The sequence below is a fragment of the Verrucomicrobiota bacterium genome (assembly GCA_016871535.1).
In the GTDB taxonomy this organism is placed as follows: Bacteria; Verrucomicrobiota; Verrucomicrobiia; order Limisphaerales; family SIBE01; genus VHCZ01.
This window is the reverse complement of record VHCZ01000146.1, coordinates 1-15,867: the sequence shown is the minus strand read 5'-3', so window position 1 is coordinate 15,867 and position 15,867 is coordinate 1. Positions and strand designations below refer to the sequence as shown.

At 59.7% G+C, this 15,867-nt stretch carries 12 protein-coding genes; 5 read left to right on the top strand and 7 right to left on the bottom strand.

Annotated elements, in window-relative coordinates; genetic code table 11:
• Positions 1 to 815: 815 nt before the first annotated feature.
• On the bottom strand, positions 816 to 2,030 hold the full coding sequence (locus FJ398_17670) for a glycosyltransferase (protein MBM3839759.1): 1,215 nt from the start codon (positions 2,028 to 2,030) through the stop codon (positions 816 to 818).
• A gap of 256 nt (positions 2,031 to 2,286) precedes the next feature.
• Between FJ398_17670 and FJ398_17665 the strand changes: the two genes are divergently transcribed.
• A complete protein-coding gene (locus FJ398_17665) occupies positions 2,287 to 2,505 on the top strand; it encodes a hypothetical protein (GenBank protein MBM3839758.1) in 219 nt (72 codons plus the stop codon).
• Between the two features lie 82 nt (positions 2,506 to 2,587).
• On the opposite strand, the gene FJ398_17660 is transcribed toward FJ398_17665, so the two are convergent.
• The gene (locus FJ398_17660) at positions 2,588 to 4,390 is read right to left on the bottom strand and encodes a M2 family metallopeptidase (protein ID MBM3839757.1); all 1,803 of its coding nucleotides are present in this window, start codon (positions 4,388 to 4,390) and stop codon (positions 2,588 to 2,590) included.
• 409 nt (positions 4,391 to 4,799) lie between these two features.
• Between FJ398_17660 and FJ398_17655 the strand changes: the two genes are divergently transcribed.
• Genes FJ398_17655 through FJ398_17640 form a run of 4 tightly spaced genes read left to right on the top strand, consistent with a single transcriptional unit; the run spans position 4,800 to position 7,757 of the window.
• Positions 4,800 to 5,912 carry a deoxyhypusine synthase gene (locus tag FJ398_17655; protein ID MBM3839756.1) on the top strand — a complete coding sequence of 371 codons (1,113 nt, stop codon included), beginning with the start codon at positions 4,800 to 4,802 and terminating at the stop codon, positions 5,910 to 5,912.
• 57 nt (positions 5,913 to 5,969) lie between these two features.
• Positions 5,970 to 6,221 (top strand): type II toxin-antitoxin system HicB family antitoxin, encoded by a 252-nt coding sequence (locus FJ398_17650; protein MBM3839755.1) that lies wholly within the window; start codon positions 5,970 to 5,972, stop codon positions 6,219 to 6,221.
• A complete protein-coding gene (locus tag FJ398_17645) occupies positions 6,205 to 6,627 on the top strand; it encodes a hypothetical protein (protein MBM3839754.1) in 423 nt (140 codons plus the stop codon). The genes FJ398_17650 and FJ398_17645 overlap by 17 nt, the downstream gene beginning before the upstream one ends.
• On the top strand, positions 6,624 to 7,757 hold the full coding sequence (locus FJ398_17640; protein MBM3839753.1) for a type III PLP-dependent enzyme: 1,134 nt from the start codon (positions 6,624 to 6,626) through the stop codon (positions 7,755 to 7,757). The genes FJ398_17645 and FJ398_17640 overlap by 4 nt, the downstream gene beginning before the upstream one ends.
• A gap of 22 nt (positions 7,758 to 7,779) precedes the next feature.
• On the opposite strand, the gene FJ398_17635 is transcribed toward FJ398_17640, so the two are convergent.
• The 5 genes from FJ398_17635 to FJ398_17615 all read right to left on the bottom strand — a co-directional run bounded on the left by FJ398_17635 (position 7,780) and on the right by FJ398_17615 (position 15,630).
• Positions 7,780 to 10,986: a hypothetical protein gene (locus FJ398_17635; protein MBM3839752.1), complete on the bottom strand. Its 3,207-nt coding sequence runs from the start codon at positions 10,984 to 10,986 to the stop codon at positions 7,780 to 7,782.
• Positions 10,987 to 11,034: 48 nt separating this feature from the next.
• On the bottom strand, positions 11,035 to 12,402 hold the full coding sequence (locus FJ398_17630; protein MBM3839751.1) for an acetylxylan esterase: 1,368 nt from the start codon (positions 12,400 to 12,402) through the stop codon (positions 11,035 to 11,037).
• 121 nt (positions 12,403 to 12,523) lie between these two features.
• Positions 12,524 to 13,855: a twin-arginine translocation signal domain-containing protein gene (locus tag FJ398_17625; protein MBM3839750.1), complete on the bottom strand. Its 1,332-nt coding sequence runs from the start codon at positions 13,853 to 13,855 to the stop codon at positions 12,524 to 12,526.
• Positions 13,856 to 13,876: 21 nt separating this feature from the next.
• A complete protein-coding gene (locus FJ398_17620) occupies positions 13,877 to 14,647 on the bottom strand; it encodes a DUF1559 domain-containing protein (protein MBM3839749.1) in 771 nt (256 codons plus the stop codon).
• An 80-nt stretch (positions 14,648 to 14,727) separates the two neighbouring features.
• Complete coding sequence (locus FJ398_17615; GenBank protein ID MBM3839748.1) at positions 14,728 to 15,630, bottom strand: NAD(P)-dependent oxidoreductase; 903 nt, start codon at positions 15,628 to 15,630, stop codon at positions 14,728 to 14,730.
• Positions 15,631 to 15,867: the final 237 nt, after the last annotated feature.

The window sequence follows — 15,867 nt, the reverse complement described above, 5'->3', positions numbered from 1 at the left end:
CCAGCGAGCCGGTCCGGACGTGTTCCAAACACGGCGAGCGGCTCGCCAGGACGGACTCGCCCTACCGGCGATCGGTTCACGGGCCGTGTGCATGGTCCTAAAATCAAGCAGGCTTGACGGTAGGGCGAGCCTGTCCCCAGCGAGCCGGTCCGGACGTGTTCCAAACACGGCAAGCGGCTCGCCAGGACGGACTCGCCCTACCGGCGATCGGTTCACGGGCCGTGTGCATGGTTCTAAAATCAAGCAGGCTTGACGGTAGGGCGAGCCTGTCTCCAGCGAGCCGGTCCGGACGTGTTCCAAACACGGCGAGCGGCTCGCCAGGACGGACTCGCCCTACCGGCGATCGGTTCACGGGCCGTGTGCATGGTTCTTAAAATCAAGCAGGCTTGACGGTAGGGCGAGCCTGTCTCCAGCGAGCCGGTCCGGACGTGTTCCAAACACGGCGAGCGGCTCGCCAGGACGGACTCGCCCTACCGGCGATCGGTTCACGGGCCGTGTGCATGGTCCTAAAATCAAGCAGGCTTGACGGTAGGGCGAGCCTGTCCCCAGCGAGCCGGTCCGGACGTGTTCCAAACACGGCGAGCGGCTCGCCAGGACGGACTCGCCCTACCGGCGATCGGTTCACGGGCCGTGTGCATGGTCCTAAAATCAAGCAGGCTTGACGGTAGGGCGAGCCTGTCCCCAGCGAGCCGGTCCGGACGTGTTCCAAACACGGCGAGCGGCTCGCCAGGACGGACTCGCCCTACCGGCGATCGGTTCACGGGCCGTGTGAAGTTTCGCGAGCTTTGCGGCTCTCTTATCTTGTCTATCTGCGTTCATCTGTGGTTTCCAACTTTTAGTTGCTGGAGCTCTGTGATTTTCCCCCGGAGTAAGCCGACCCGTTCGGAAATGGCCTGAGGCAAATGGGGGAAGCGACCGACGTATTCCAGGATTTGCGCCGCGCGCTCGCGCAAGCCTGAAAGGAAAGCCAGTTCAACCGCGGTCAGGTGGCGCTCCAGGTTTCCCGGTTCCACGCGACGCAAGATCTCGGCGCAGCGCAGCGCCTCTTCGCAGTCGCCCCGCCGCCGGTGCAGAGTCATGAGCGCGTGCAGAGCGCGAACATTGTGCGGGTAAAGTTCGAGCGCCTTCCGCAAGGCATTCTCGTTTGGCGAGGCCGGCGACAGCGAGCCAGGCGCCAGGGCTTGATGCACCAGGCGGTCGGATTCGGTGATGTTCTCGTCCAGTTCAACCTGGCCGTCCCGCATGCTCCGGACCGAAAAACCATCCTCGCGATAGAACCGTTCGTCATCGGACTCCAACAGATGCCGGGGCCAGCGTTCCTCAAACCCGCGCGTATCCGCCAGCGGAATGGTCCCCGGTGGACTCTGCGACAGCGTCACCGAGCCGTGGTGCAGCACGACACTGAGCGGATTATAGACAACGCGCAATCCTCGCTGGCAAATCTTGAGACACAAATCTACGTCCTCCAACCCGTAATGCACAAACTTCCCGGCGGCCACAAACGCGCCGCGCTTCACGAGCAGACACGCTCCCAGCACCGCCTGGAAATGGCGTTCTTTCGTGACGCCGTGGAAGTCCGCCGGCTCGCGGTGGTAGATCGGATAAAACGCGTGGAGGTCTGCGTTGTACACGTAGCCCGCGTGGTTGATCGTGTTGCTTTGAGGATACACCAGCTTGGGGCCGACCACTCCGACATCAGCCGAAGCCGCGGTGATGAGCAGATGCGTGAGCCAGCCTTGAAGCGGAATGGTGTCGTTGTTCAGAAACAACAAGTAATCTCCGCGCGCCGCCTCGGCGCCGAGGTTGCAGGCCTTGGAGAATCCGGCATTGCATCCCACGGACCTGATTCGCAACAAGCCGTTCTCCGCCGCGGCTCGTTGAAGGAACTCCGCGGTCCCGTCCGTCGATCCGTTGTCCACCACAATCACCTCCACGCCGACGTTGGCCGGGAGCGTGCGGAACACAGCGCTCAGGCAAGCCTCCGTGAAGGGGAGTTGGTTAAAGACCGGAATGATGATCGAACAAGTCATGCAACGTCACCCGGCAGAACCAGCAATGCTTGTTTTGTCGGGAGCGCCGACATCCTTGTTGGCGAATTCCCGTTATCTTTCAGCAATCCGACATGCCCGCGGGGACGCCGGCGTTCCCAAAGTCGCAAAACGAGCATCGCTGCGGCAAAACTCTTGCCCGGCGATAGCGCGCTGACTAGAGTGCGACTTGAAACTGAAACCGCGCTGGCGGCGGTAGTCTCGGGATATTGATTGCAGCTCATTCGAGGATCAAATCGTGCATCAAATCAAAATCTTCAAGGCGCTTGAAACGGACGTTGGCCAGTTGGAGAAACAGGTGAACGCCTGGCTGGCCGAATCCAAGGTTCGCGTCGTCAATATGTTTGGCAACATCGCCCCGCAAAGTCCGCCGCCGGACGAAGGCGCGTTCGCGATTTCCAAGGGCCCGCACCCGCCATCGGACATTTTCCTGGTGGTGCTCTACGAGCAGCCATGAGTGAGTTGTCAGTGGTCGGTGGTCCGTGGTCCGTGATCCGGCGTTGGAACCGACGAGGCGATAAGGAATCTGCAATCCGCAATCAGTCATCCCATCCAATCGCCCGGCCTTTGTTCTGCTCCTGTAGCCAGGCCAGCAGCGGTTTGAAGTAGTCTACCATCGGACGCGTCGATAGATCTTCGCCGGTTGCTTCGCGCAGAACCTTCCGCCAATCTTCCGTTCCACCTTTCTCCATGATGTTGCGCAGGAACTCGCCCACCGCTTTGTTGTTCGCGTAATTGCAGGATTGCGGAGGTTGGCGGAGAATTTTCCGCGCGATGTAATCGTGGAACTGGAACTTCAGCACCGTGGCCACGGCGTAAGAGTAATAATAAGCCGGCGTGTCGTTGATGTGCGTCTTGGTCGCCGCGTCGCAAAATTCCTCGCCCCGTTCCGACGGCGGTTCGACGCCCTGGAATTCCCGGACGTATTCCCACCAGCGCGCGTTCCACTGGTCTGGAGTCAGGTTGCGCGCGTAGATGTCCGCTTCCCAATGCGTCATCGTTCCTGAACTCCAGAAGATGAACGGAACCGAGTTGGCCAGCGCATCGTTCAACAGAAACGCCGTTTGATCGACTCTGTAATCCGCCGGCAAAATACCCACCGACTGCAAGTACGGCGCCGCCCCCGACGCCAGCGAGATCAACTCGCCCATCCCTTCATGGAACGCGGGATTCGCCCCCAACCGGAGCAAGGGAGGAACTTCGGGCCGCGTGTAACTCATGAAATAATAGCCGTGCCCCAATTCGTGGTGCGTGGTCTCGAACCATTGCGTGTTGGGCTCCACGCTCATGAGCGATCGAATGTCTTTGTCCAAATCCAGGTGCCAGCAGGAAGCGTGAGTGTTTTTCTTTCGCGAGCCGCCCGCCGGGACCGGATAAAGGTCGGACGCCCTCCAGAAGCTCGCTGGCAACGGTAAAAAGCCCAGGCCGACGTAGAACTGCTCGGCGGTCTTCACGATCCACTCCGCGGTTCGGTCTTTGAAATACGGATCGAGGTTGGCGCCCTCAACAATGCCGACCCAATTCTGGCTCCAGCGATTGTTGAGCCAATGGGCGGGAATGCGTTTCGGCACGGGCTGGCCGTACTTCCGCGCGAGCTTGTGCTTCACCCAGGTGTGCAGTTGCAGATACAGCGGCTTCAAGTCGCGCATGAAACTTTGCTGAAGGTTGACTATCTCCTCGGTGGTCATTCCGTATCCAGCGACTTGGAGGGCAAAATAATCCTGATGACCCAACTCGCGTGCCACGCCGTTGCGCAGGTCGCGCAACTTGATCAAGCCCGGTTTCAACGCCGGCCCGGACTGCTTGGATGCTTCCCACACGGCGCGGCGCCCGGCCAGATTCGTGGAGGATTGCAGGAGGTTGTCGATTTCGTTGGCCGTGATCGGTTTTCCGTCCAGGCGAAAAGTGAACGAATTGAGGACGGAGGCCTGCTTCGTTTCGGCGGCGATCCGGGCGCTGACCAGTTCGGGATTGGTCATCGGCCCTTCCGCGGCGTTCAACAGGACGCGTTCCAACTGGCGAACCGTGATCGGGCGAAGCTCGCTTCGGTGTTCGAGCAGCATCTTCGCTTCGCGAATCACCGCCGGATTGCCGTTAAACGCGGCCAACGATTTGCCGGCCGCCTCGGAAGCCGCATCATGCGCCGGCGTGACGTCCGTGGCGGCGGCCCATTGCGCTTCGCTGTTGACCCGATAGAGCGCTTGATAGCCCGCGTTCACGAGAATCAAGAATTGATCCGCGCGCTCCTGGAGAGCCGCAGCCGCCTGAGCAGGCAGAGGAATCGCGAGAACCATGAAGAGCAGTATCCATCCCCGAACTCGAAAAGTTGCCGGCCATGTCATGCAGCGGAAACTAACGAGCAGGATTCTGGAAAACAACCGCAAAGGCAGCGCGATTGTAACCCCTCATCAGTTAACGACGGTGGAGCGACGCTCCTGCGGAGCTGTTCTTCGATGGCATTGGCTCAGCGGGAGCTTCGCCCCACCTTAACTACCTTCACCGATGGATACGCGTGATTGCAATGGCGATTGGCGCCGCCTCGGACACTCGCCCCGTTTCACGGAGGGACGCCACCGCGAGAATCTTCCATTTCGAGATTGGCAAGCCGCGATCCATTCGTATCGTGAGCGCCAACAAGATTTTATCTGACCTATGGCTCGAACCGAACGAACGAACGTCCGCTCTCGCGAAGACGTTTCCGAAATGCCGGATTGGCTAAAAGAAAAGCATTGCCCGCACAAAAAGAAATACATGTCGGGCAAGCGCATTATGCCGAAGAACCTGACCGGCAAGGAAAAGCTCACGTACCTCGTCGATGAAGTTTTTCTCGCCTACAATTCCGCCCGGCTCCGGGAAGCGTGCCAGCTTTTCACCGACCGCATGCTCGCGCCCGACGTGACCATCGGCATGAGCATTTCCGGCGCGCTCACGCCGGCGGGCCTCGGCTGTTCGTCCATCATCCCGTTGATCAAGGCCGGCTTCGTGGATTGGATCGTTTCGACCGGCGCGAATCTTTACCACGACCTGCACTTCGCGCTGAATTACCCGGTGCACAGCGGCAGTTTCAAATTTGATGACACCGACCTGCGCGACAATGATCTGGTCCGCATCTACGACGTGGTCATTCCTTACTCCGATGGGTTGATGGCGACGGACGATTTGCTGCGCGAGATCTTCTGTCAGCCAGAATTCCAGAAAGAAATGGGTACGGCCGAGTTGCACCACTTGATCGGTCGCTACGCCGCCGAATGGGAACGCAAGAACCGGCTGAAAGACGTGTCCGTCACGGCGGCGGCTTATCGCGCCGGCGTGCCTTGCTACACCTCGTCACCGGGAGACTCAACCATCGGCATGAACGTGGCCGGTGTTGAGATCCGCGGCAGCAAACTCCGCATCAATCCGTCCATCGACGTCAATGAAACCACGGCGTTCGTGCTTGCCGCCAAGCGTGCGGGGGGCCGGAGCGGCGTCGTGCTGTGGGGCGGCGGCAGCCCGAAGAATTTCATGCTCCAAACCGAGCCGCAAATCCAGGAAGTGCTGCGGATCAAAGAATACGGCCAGGACTTCTTCATCCAGGTGACCGACGCCCGGCCCGACACCGGCGGCCTCTCCGGCGCGACGCCGAGCGAAGCCGTCAGTTGGGGCAAGGTTGATCCCACCAAATTGCCCGATGCCGTCGTGTGTTACACCGACACCACCATCGCCATGCCGATCTTCACGCATTACGCGTTGGCGAAACACAAGCCGCGCAAGCTGAAACGGCTTTACGACCAACGCCCGCGCATGATGAAGGCGCTCACGAAAGAGTATTTCGCCCACAACAAAGTGAAAATGATCGACGGTGCAGAACCAGCCTTGGACTGAAATCCATCTGGCGTCCTCCACGAGCCCGGCTATCCTTCAAGTTGTTGATCAAGCCATATGCTGACACAATACATCCAGGCGGCCATGCGTCATGCGAAGTGCGAGCTGATGGAGAACCGCCGTTTCTTCGCGCGGATTCCCGAATGTCCGGGACTTTGGGCGGAAGGTCCAACCCTGGAGGAGTGCCGGGAGGAGTTGCAGAGCAGCTTGGAGGACTGGATTATGATCAAGCTCCGGCATGGTGACCGGTTCGGTGTGATTGACGGAGTGGACATCAATCTGCAACCGGACTATGCCGAAGCCGATTGAGCGGCGTGAATGCATCCGCCGGATGCGCCGCCTGGGCTGGAGCGGACCAGAGCCCGGTCGGCGTCATATGGTGATGCGCAAGGGAGAACTCACCGTGCCAATTCCCAATCCTCACCGCGGAGATATCGATTGGTCGCTCGCCAGCCGCATCCTTACTGTGCAGACCGTGGGATTGACGACAGATCGACCGGAGAACCGTAGCGCAGATTTTCAATCTGCGGTATCGCCGATTTCCAATCGGCAGGGCGCCGGCAACTCCCAGCGTGCTCGGACTGGGAGACGCCCCGCAGAATACAATTCTGCGATACGGCAGAGTGCAACTCTGCGCTTCGAGCTTTGTCGTCCATCCCGCGGACCAAGCAGTAAGGAAACCGGGATTTCCCGCGAAGAATGGGAACAAACATGACCCAGAAACAGCTCCAAGCGCTCGCCAGCCAGCACGGCACACCGCTGGTGGTGATCGATCACGACATCATCCGGCGCAATTACGCTGAGTTCAAAAAGCATTTGCCCAAGGTCCAGGGTTATTACGCCGTCAAAGCCAATCCGGCGCCGGAGATTGTCCGCACGCTCTATCGAGCCGGCGCGAGCTTCGACGTCGCCTCGCTCCCAGAATTCATGCTCGTTTATGAAAACATCAAACACCTCCCGGCGAAGGAGCAGCAGGATTTCATCTGGGACAAGATCATCTACGCCAACCCGACCAAGCCAAAGGAAACGCTCCAGGCGCTCGATCAATACAAGCCGCTCGTCACTTACGACAACCTGAACGAGCTAAAAAAAATCAAGCAGTACGCGCCGCACGCTGGCGTGGTGCTGCGTCTGCGCGTGCCGAATACTGGGTCAATGGTCGAGCTTTCCTCGAAGTTCGGCTGCGATCCCGGCGAAGCGGTGGATTTGATCCAGGCGGCCTTCGGCATGGGATTGGTCGTCGAAGGCGTGAGCTTTCACGTGGGCAGCCAGTGCACGAACTTCGAGAATTTCGTCCAGGCGCTCAACATGGCGGGGGCGGTGTTGAAGGAAGCCAAGTCGCGCGGCCACGAAATCAAAATTCTCGACATTGGCGGCGGTTTTCCCGCGCATTACAACAAACACGTCAAGCCGTTCAGTGCGCTGGCCCGGAAGATCAACGCCGAGATCGACCGGCTTTTCCCGGAGGACATGCAGATTCTCGCGGAGCCGGGCCGCTTTCTCGTGGCCACTGCGGCCACTTCCATCGCGCGCATCATTGGCAAGGCGGTGCGCGACGGCAAACCGTGCTATTTCATCGACGACAGCGTGTATCACACGTTCTCCGGAATCATCTTCGACCATTGCCAGTACCACTTGAAAGCGTTCAAGAAGGGCAAAACGGAGATTTGCGCGGTCTTCGGCCAGACTTGCGACGGACTGGACACGATCTCGCAGTCGGAAGAATTGCCGGACCTGGAAATCGAGGATCTCGTCTATTCGAAGAACATCGGCGCTTACAGCAACGCTTCCGCGACGTGGTTCAACGGCTTTCCACCCGCGAAGGTCGTGCACGTGAACGAATGAACGGAAGTGATCCCACTGAATCTCACGGCGCAACCACGCGCCAGGTGCCTCCCGGATTCGACGGATTGAGCAGTCGCGGCTGGTTCAGCCGGATGCCGTCCAGGAGCCACAGCGCCAGGGTCCCGTCTTTTTGATGCTGGAATAGCAGGTCCGGCTTGCGGTCCCCATTCCGATCTGTGACACCGACGACGCGCCAATCCGTATCGCCCGGATGGCTTGGGCTGAACAAGGCTGCCGAGGCGGCGGCGAAACCGTCGAGGCGCCAAAGCGCCAGCGTCCCGTTGCGGTGCTGAAACACGACATCGGGTCTTCCGTCCTCGTTGAAATCGTCCGCTCCAACCACCTCCCACGCCAGGTCGATCGGATTTCCAAGATTGAGGAGCGCGGTGGAAACCACGCGGACATGGTCCACCATCCACGCGACCAGTCTCCCGTTGCGGTCCTGGACCAGGAGATCCGGCTTTTCGTCGTGGTTGAAATCAGCGGCGCCGACCACCCTCCACTCGCCGGCTTCGGCCAGATCGACATTGATCAGGGCGCCTGAAATCAATTGCCGGCCATTCAGGAACCAGGCGGCCAGGGCTCCATCGCGGTGTTGGAGGACCAGGTCCTCCTTTTCATCCTGATCGAAATCACCGGTGCCTGCGATCCTCCAGCCCGGTGCGGGCCGGGCCTGGGAATCGAGAAGCGCCGCGGAAATCAGGTCCGCGCCCTGCATGTGCCAGGAGGCCAGGGTGCCATTCTGGTCTTGAAACAGAATGTCCGCGAAGCCGTCTCGGTCGAAATCGCCCTTGCCCGGAAAGACCGAACGCAGGGACAGCACCGCATCGACACTCCGCGCCGTACCAAATGGATTGGTCACGACGACCGCATATTTTCCGGTGTCGGCAGCTTTGACGGCACTCAAGCTGAACGTCGCATTCGTGGCGCCCACGATGCTCTGGCCGTCTTTGAACCATTGGAAACTCAGCGGCGGCGTGCTTGCGTCCGCGACAGAGATGCCGAATGTCACGGAATCGCCCAGGCGAAAGGCGCGGCTGACGGGTTGAGCAGTGATCACAGCGCCCAGACCCACGGTCAGTCTGGCGGCAGCGCTTTCCGCGTGCCCGAACGAGTTGCGCACGACGACGCGATAGACCCCCGCATCGGACGGCTGCAAGTTACGCAAGACCAGGAGCCAGCTTGTCGCGCCGGGCACAGGCTCGTCGTTCTTGAACCATTGATAACTGAGGGATGGCGTGCCCATGGCTTCGATCAGGAAGCTGGCCGATGAGCCTACAACGACGCTCTGGCTCTGAGGTTGGACCTTGAATTCCGGCGGAGCGCTCACCGTCAAGCGAGCCACCGCGCTCGTCGCCGCTCCGAAAACATTGGTAACGACATAGCGGAAGTCTGACGGATCCGAGAAGTGCGCAAGCTTCAATTCGAGAGCGGCGTTCGTGGCATTAGTGATCACGGCCTGGTTTCTAAACCATTTGAAAAAGAGAGGCGAAGTTCCAGCCACATCAGCCGAGAACCGGGCCGTCGCGCCGACGGGAACCGTCTGATTTTCCAGTCGAGAGCGAATCACGGGGGGGAAGTTCACGATCAGCCGCGCCACGGAACTTGTCGCAGCCCCGGCCGTGCCGAATACCCGCGCCTGGTACTCTCCGGCGTCCGAAGCCTGAACGCGTATCAACCCCAATTCCGCCGCCCTCGCCGTTGGGACTGGAGCGCCATTCTTCAGCCATTGATAGCTCAACGCCCCGCCGTCGAAGGCCGTTGCCGCCACACTGAAAATCGCATTGGACCCAACCATGACAGCCTGATTTGTCGGTTGAAGCGCGATGGTCACAGGAAAGCGCACGGTGAGGACCGCGGGCACGCTGACCACCCGGGCAAAGGCATTGCTCACCGCGACGATGTAACTCCCCGCGTCGGCAGGCTGGGCATTGGTGAGGATCAAAGCGCTGTTGGTGGCTTCGGGAATCATGTTCGTTCCTTTGAACCATTGAAACGCCAGGGGAAGTTCTCCCTCGGTTTCGATCGCGAGTCGGGCTGTGTCTCCGACAAACACGGTTTGAGCGGCAGGCTGCGTCTTGATCTTCGCGGGAACTTGCACCACAAGTCGGGCAACGTGGCTGGTGGCGGTTCCGACCAGGTTTGTTGCAAGCAGGTAGTATTCGCCATTGTCCGCGGGCTGAACATTAGCGAGGGACAGCGACGAACTGAAGGCATTGAGGATGGATGTGCCGTTCTTGAACCAGCGATAAGCCGGAGCGGGCACCCCTTTCGCCTCCGCCGAGAACGCCACGATGGTTCCAGAAAGGGCGACCCGGTTGGTCGGCTGAACGGTGATGCGCGGCGGGACGTGCACCACCAAAGAAGCGGAAACGCTGTTGACGGTGCCGGCGCGGTTCGTCACGACGCAGTGATAGTTTCCAGCATCGGATTCCTGCACGGCCTCAATCGTCAGGTTCGAGTTGACCGCGTTGGAAAGCAGCAATCCATTCTTGAACCAGCGGTAGCTGAAAGGCAGCCCGCCCGTTCCCTGGACAGAGAAACCAGCGCCACTGCCGATCAGAAGAGTCTGGTTTGTGGGGTGCTTCGTAATCAGCGGCGGGAGCGCGCCGTTGATCGTCAAGAGTGCCGGCTGGCTCCGCAGGACGCCTTCCGTTCCGTACGCCAAAGCCGTGTAAAACCCGGCGTCCACATCCTGGACATTTTTGAGGATCAAGACGTTCGTGGCGGACCCAGGGATCAGGTTCCCATCCTTGAACCAGCGATAACTCACCGGCAGCTTGCTGGAGGCTTGAACCGAGAAGGTGGCGTCCGCGCCGGCTTTGACCACCTGGTTCGTGGGGTCCTTTGTGATCAAGAAAGGGGTCAACACGGTCAGGGACGCGCTGGCGCTCAATACTGAGCCGAACGAATTCTTTACAAGGACCTGAAAGATCGCGGCGTCCGCGGGCTGAACATTAGCGAGGGACAGCGACGAACTGAAGGCATTGAGGATGGATGTGCCGTTCTTGAACCATTGATACTCCAGAGGAAAAGCTCCGATCGCTCCAACCGTAAAAACTACACTCCCCCCGACCTGCGCCACCATGTTTGCCGGCTGAGTTGTGATGGTAGGCGCAGAGTTGAAGGGATCCGCCGCCTCCAGGCTAATGATGGGTTCGCCAACGCACAGTAAAACAACTGCAACCGCGCCGAAACTTCTCTTGCGACTTCCAAGCAACCACTTCACGGCAGGTTAAAATACCCAAAGCGCGGCGAATGGCGAGCGCAGAAGTGCCTACTTCCTGAAACACCCATCCGCGAAGTTCAGGTATTGTTCCCAATCGTAATCGGTCACGTCGTGTTTGCCGGTGCGAATGTGATAGCCAATCGTCTTACCGACCGGCTGGTTCATTCCGGGCATTTCGTCAACGCCCAAACCTTCTTTGCCCAGCAAGCGATACACCGGCTCCGCGCCCTTCGCTGAAAGGAATTCCCCGCGCGGATCGGCCCAAAGATCCTCTTGCGCGCTGGCGACATAAACCGGTCGGGGCGCCATCAGGGCAATCAACATGTGCTGGTCGACGGGCAGATCGTCCTCGCGGCCGTTGTATTTTTTGAAGTTGCGGCAAAACCAGTGCGGAAACGAAGTGTTGATGCGCTCGGTGGTCTCCCCAAAACGCCGGCGCGCCAACGCCGCCCCGCCTTCGCCTGAATCATTTGAGATCACAATGGCGAATCGCTCGTCCTGAGCGCCTGCCCACAACGACGTTTTCCCCAGCCGCGAATGCCCCATCACCGCCACGCGCTTCGCATCGATGTCTTTGTCCGTTTCCAGGTAATCCAGCGCCCGGCTCAAGCCCCACGCCCACGCGCCAATCGCGCCCCATTCATCCGAGTCCGGACTTTCAGGTCCGCCGTGTGCCGGCTTCTGAGATCCCCCCACAGACTTCCCCTTCACTCCATCCCTCTCCCCCTCCAGCCTGCCCTCTGGCCGAAACACGGCGCGCACTCCAGTTTTCCAACCCTCCGCATGGTCTGGTTCGATGTCGCCATAATAAATCGTCGCGAGAGCATATCCGTGCGCCAGGATTTTCTCCACAGCCCAACGGCTAGCCTCGCTGCCGCGCGACGCTTCCGTGGCGCGATTGTTCGCAATTCCTCCCTCCTTGCTGGAACGCATCCAGCGCGTCGAAAGGGCTATGCCCGGATCGGTGTGAACGGCATGGTTGCCGTTGAAGTTAAGTCCGAGGAACGCGGGCACGGGGTTTGGCGCGCTGTTGGGCTGGTAAATGAGAATGCTCATCTGCGGCCCGGTTCGCTGGCCGGTGAAGAACACAGAAACTTCCTTGCGAGTCGCTTTTCCGCCCAACGCGTTCTTCTCGACGGAGGTGATTTCGAAACTCATCTCACGCGGTCGAGCGGGGCTGCGTCCGTAAACGTGCGTCTGGAACAACTTCAAAACTTCCGCGCGCCGCGCCGACTTCCATTCCGCCGCCGTGACTTTCTTGCCATCCGGCGAGACAAGTGGATCGGGCAAAACGTACTCGGGAACCTTGCTTTCGTCGTAGTTGGCGGCGTTCGGCTGAGCTTGAACCGGGCACAACATGAGAGAATACGACAGGATAAGGATCGACGAGAAAGAGGAAGCGCTAAAGTGTCTCATAGGAAGTTGGATTTAGTTCTGCAAACGGTAGGGCGGCGCTGCTGCGCCGCCGCATCGACTGAAAATCGGCTGCGCGGCAGCGCAGCCCTACCGACGTGTTCATACAAGTGAAGCGCGCAGATTACACCGCTTCGTAATTCCACGGCTTGCGCATTTCTCGCGCGAGCCAGCCGTTCGCCTCCTTGTCACCGACGAATTCTTCCTTTGCCGGATCCCATTTCAATTTGCGGCCCAACCGTGTCGCGATGACTCCCAGATGGCACAACGACGCGGAGCGATGGCCGATTTCCGGCTCGGCGATCGTCGGTTTCCGCGAGCGGATGCAATCGAAGAAGTTGCCCATGTGATCGGTGCTCACGTCGAGGCGTTGGGCGCTCGCGGGCAACGGTTCTTCCAGCAGTTCAGGCCGGCTCGCCCGGATACTTCCCCGCGTGACCCAGATCCAGCCATCGCTGCCCTCGAACTTCACTCCATGATGCTGGCCCTCCTTGTTGATTTGGCCGCCCGTGGGACTGTCATCTGTGGTGCTGCGGCAGGTGTGGGTCACTCCGTTCGCGTAAGTGTACTCCACCTGAAACTGGCTTGCCGCGGTGTAGCCGCCCGGGATCATCTCAATCAGCGGTTTGCCTTCGATGGTCGTCGGCCCGCTGCGTTCGAGGCCCACTCCCCAGAGGGCGATGTCGTTGTGATGCGCGCCCCAATCGGTCATCGTGCCTCCGGAGTAATCGTACCAATACCGGAACGAGAAATGGCAACGTTGCTTGACGTACTCGACCTTCGGAGTCGGTCCCATCCAGAAATCCCAATCGAGTCCTTCCGGAATGGGCGACGGACTGAACGGGCCCTCGCGCAGACCGGCCGGCAGGAATGTGTCGATGTGTTTGAGCCTTCCGATGCGCCCGTTCCGGACCAATTCGCAGGCGAGGCGAAAATTCCGGTCGCTCCGTTGCTGGCTGCCGGTTTGGAGAATGCGTTTCGTTTCGCGGGCCACTTTCACCAGCCTTTTGCCTTCATCAATCGTGAGCGTGAGCGGTTTCTCGCAATAGACATCTTTGCCCGCGCGCATGGCGGCGATGGAGACCAGCACATGCCAGTGATCTACCGTCGCGCACACAATGGCGTGAATGTCGTCGCGCTCCATCAGCTTCCGGAAATCCGTGAACGTCGCGACCCCGGGATACTTCGCCGCAAAGCCCGAAAGGCGGTCCGCGTCGATGTCACACATGGCCACCAGCCGTCCGAAACGCGAAGCGCTGACCGCGTCGCCGCGTCCCATTCCGCCGCAGCCCACCAAAGCAAAAGCGGGCTGGTCGTTCGGCGAGACCGGTTGGGGAGTCGCCGCGTGGGCCTCGCATTCGTCGAGATACCATTTCGGGAGGGTGAATGCCGCCGCGAGAGCCGCGGAAGTTTTCAGGAAGTGCCTGCGGTTGATTGGAGAAGCATTTTGCATCATACAACGTTCCTTGGAAAGGAGTCACTCCCCGGTCTTCGTGTCCGGCACGCACCAGAGCAAGCCCGGTTTGTTGAACCTCTGTTCTCGCTGAAAATCCTCATACTTGATGAAATGCACGTGGCCGTTGAAACCCGCGATGACAGCGCCCTTCTTATGCCTTCGCCCCACGCCCTCGCTTTCATTCGGATACTGGCTGGCGTCGTGGCCGGGATTCGGTCCCCAGACGCCGTTCCAGTTTTTGATGTCCGGCTCCCACATGGCGTACGCCACCGGATTGAACTGGCCGAGCTTGAAGGTCTTGCCGTTGGCGAAACGCCCGAACGCGCAAACGGCGCCGTTCACGATGTAACTCGAAAGCCGTTGCTGGCGCTTCTGCCAGGAAACATCGTTGGTTCTGTCCAGCGGACAATTATACACCTTGCGCTCCTTCAGATAAGGCCAGTAAAGGCCGGCTTCGATGTTGGGCCATTCGTTGGACCGCACCGGGTCAGGTGCCCGGCCGCCGACGGGTTTGTAAAGCCAGCCGGGACCGTAGTCGTTGGCCCAGTTCGGCCAGGGCATCCGGTCTTCGTTGTCGTCGGCGTACATCACGATGGCCAGGCCGAGCTGCTTGTTGTTGTTGATGCAATAGGTGCGGCTGGCCTTCTCTTTGGAATTGGCCAGCGCCGGCAGAAGCAGCGATGCCAGAATCGCGATGATGGCGATCACTACCAAAAGCTCGATCAGGGTGAACGCGCGGAAAGGCAGGGCTTCTCGCGTGCGAATGGGGGCCGCGTTGTGCATCATGCTCATCCCTTCGGATTTCAGATTTCAGACTTGAATTTGCGCTTCCAGGACCGCGCGGCTCCCGCACCCAATCCAAGGCTTTTGCCCTACTTCTTCTTTTTTGGACCGCGGCCTTTGAAGGTCAATTCGGCAATCCCGGATTTATCGAGTTCGCCCAGACCTGCCTTCACCATGCGGTCGTATTGCCTCTTCGTCGCGGCCGCCAACGGCAGATTCAATTTCTTCTCCTTCGCCAACTGCAAGGCAATGCCGGAATCTTTCGCCGCGTGCGCGGCGGAGAAGAAACAGGAATGCTCGCGGTTTTGCATGTCCTCGCCATCGGTCTGCAACACCCGGGAAGCAGCGCCGGTTTGCGAAAAGACTTCGCGCAGCATGGCCAGATCAAGTTTCAGGGCACCCCCCAGCGCCAGACCTTCGGCAAGCGAAGCGGTGTTGATGTTCATGACCATGTTCACGAGCGCCTTGACCTGCGCGGCTTTTCCGGACGGCCCGACGTAGCGCATTGAAGCGCTCAACTTTTCGAGTATCGGCTTGGCGCGATTGAAGGTCGCCTCTGCGCCTCCGCACATGAGGTAGAGGGTCCCTTGCCGCGCCTGGGTGATGCTCGACGCCATGCAACCTTCCAAACTTTCCGCGCCCGCCTTTTTCGCCAGCTTTTCGACTTCGACGTGAACCTTGGGCGAGATCGTGGCGCAATTGATGAAAAGACGGCCCGCGGCGTTGCGCAACAAACTGTCCGCCTTCTTCGGGGGCGCGTAGATCGTGTGCATGGACTTGTCGTCCGTGACTACCGTGATGACGACATCGGACAATTCCGTGACTCGCGCCAAAGTTGTGCAGGCCTCCGCGCCAATCTCGTTAGCCAGTTCCTGCGCGGCTTGCGCGCGCACGTCATAAACCGCCGTGACAGGGTATCCACACTCTTTGAGCCGGCGCGCCATATTGGCGCCCATCCGGCCTACTCCGACGAATCCGATTCTTTCAGGCATACAATTACGGGTTTAAGGTTGTTCTTTCGAGTCATTCGGGCGTCGTTCGACGCCTGGACCGCTGGGAAATTCTCGGCGTCAGGTTACTCCAAAAAACTGAAATGGCCATGCTTTTTTGGCCGGAACGCGCCCCTCAGTTAACGACGGTGGAGCGCGCTCCTGCGGAGCTTTTCCTCAATGGCATTGGCTCGGCCGGAGCATCGCCGCCCCACCTTCTTGAGCGAGTTCGCGCATTCG

What these genes read in the sequence shown, in the direction of transcription:
- FJ398_17620 (MBM3839749.1), bottom strand. Translation starts at nt 14,647, where the DNA reads ATGAGCATGATGCACAACGCGGCCCCCATTCGCACGCGAGAAGCCCTG.
- FJ398_17625 (MBM3839750.1), bottom strand. Translation starts at nt 13,855, where the DNA reads ATGATGCAAAATGCTTCTCCAATCAACCGCAGGCACTTCCTGAAAACT.
- FJ398_17670 (MBM3839759.1), bottom strand. Translation starts at nt 2,030, where the DNA reads ATGACTTGTTCGATCATCATTCCGGTCTTTAACCAACTCCCCTTCACG.
- FJ398_17640 (MBM3839753.1), top strand. Translation starts at nt 6,624, where the DNA reads ATGACCCAGAAACAGCTCCAAGCGCTCGCCAGCCAGCACGGCACACCG.
- FJ398_17615 (MBM3839748.1), bottom strand. Translation starts at nt 15,630, where the DNA reads ATGCCTGAAAGAATCGGATTCGTCGGAGTAGGCCGGATGGGCGCCAAT.
- FJ398_17655 (MBM3839756.1), top strand. Translation starts at nt 4,800, where the DNA reads ATGTCGGGCAAGCGCATTATGCCGAAGAACCTGACCGGCAAGGAAAAG.
- FJ398_17650 (MBM3839755.1), top strand. Translation starts at nt 5,970, where the DNA reads ATGCTGACACAATACATCCAGGCGGCCATGCGTCATGCGAAGTGCGAG.
- FJ398_17660 (MBM3839757.1), bottom strand. Translation starts at nt 4,390, where the DNA reads ATGACATGGCCGGCAACTTTTCGAGTTCGGGGATGGATACTGCTCTTC.
- FJ398_17645 (MBM3839754.1), top strand. Translation starts at nt 6,205, where the DNA reads ATGCCGAAGCCGATTGAGCGGCGTGAATGCATCCGCCGGATGCGCCGC.
- FJ398_17630 (MBM3839751.1), bottom strand. Translation starts at nt 12,402, where the DNA reads ATGAGACACTTTAGCGCTTCCTCTTTCTCGTCGATCCTTATCCTGTCG.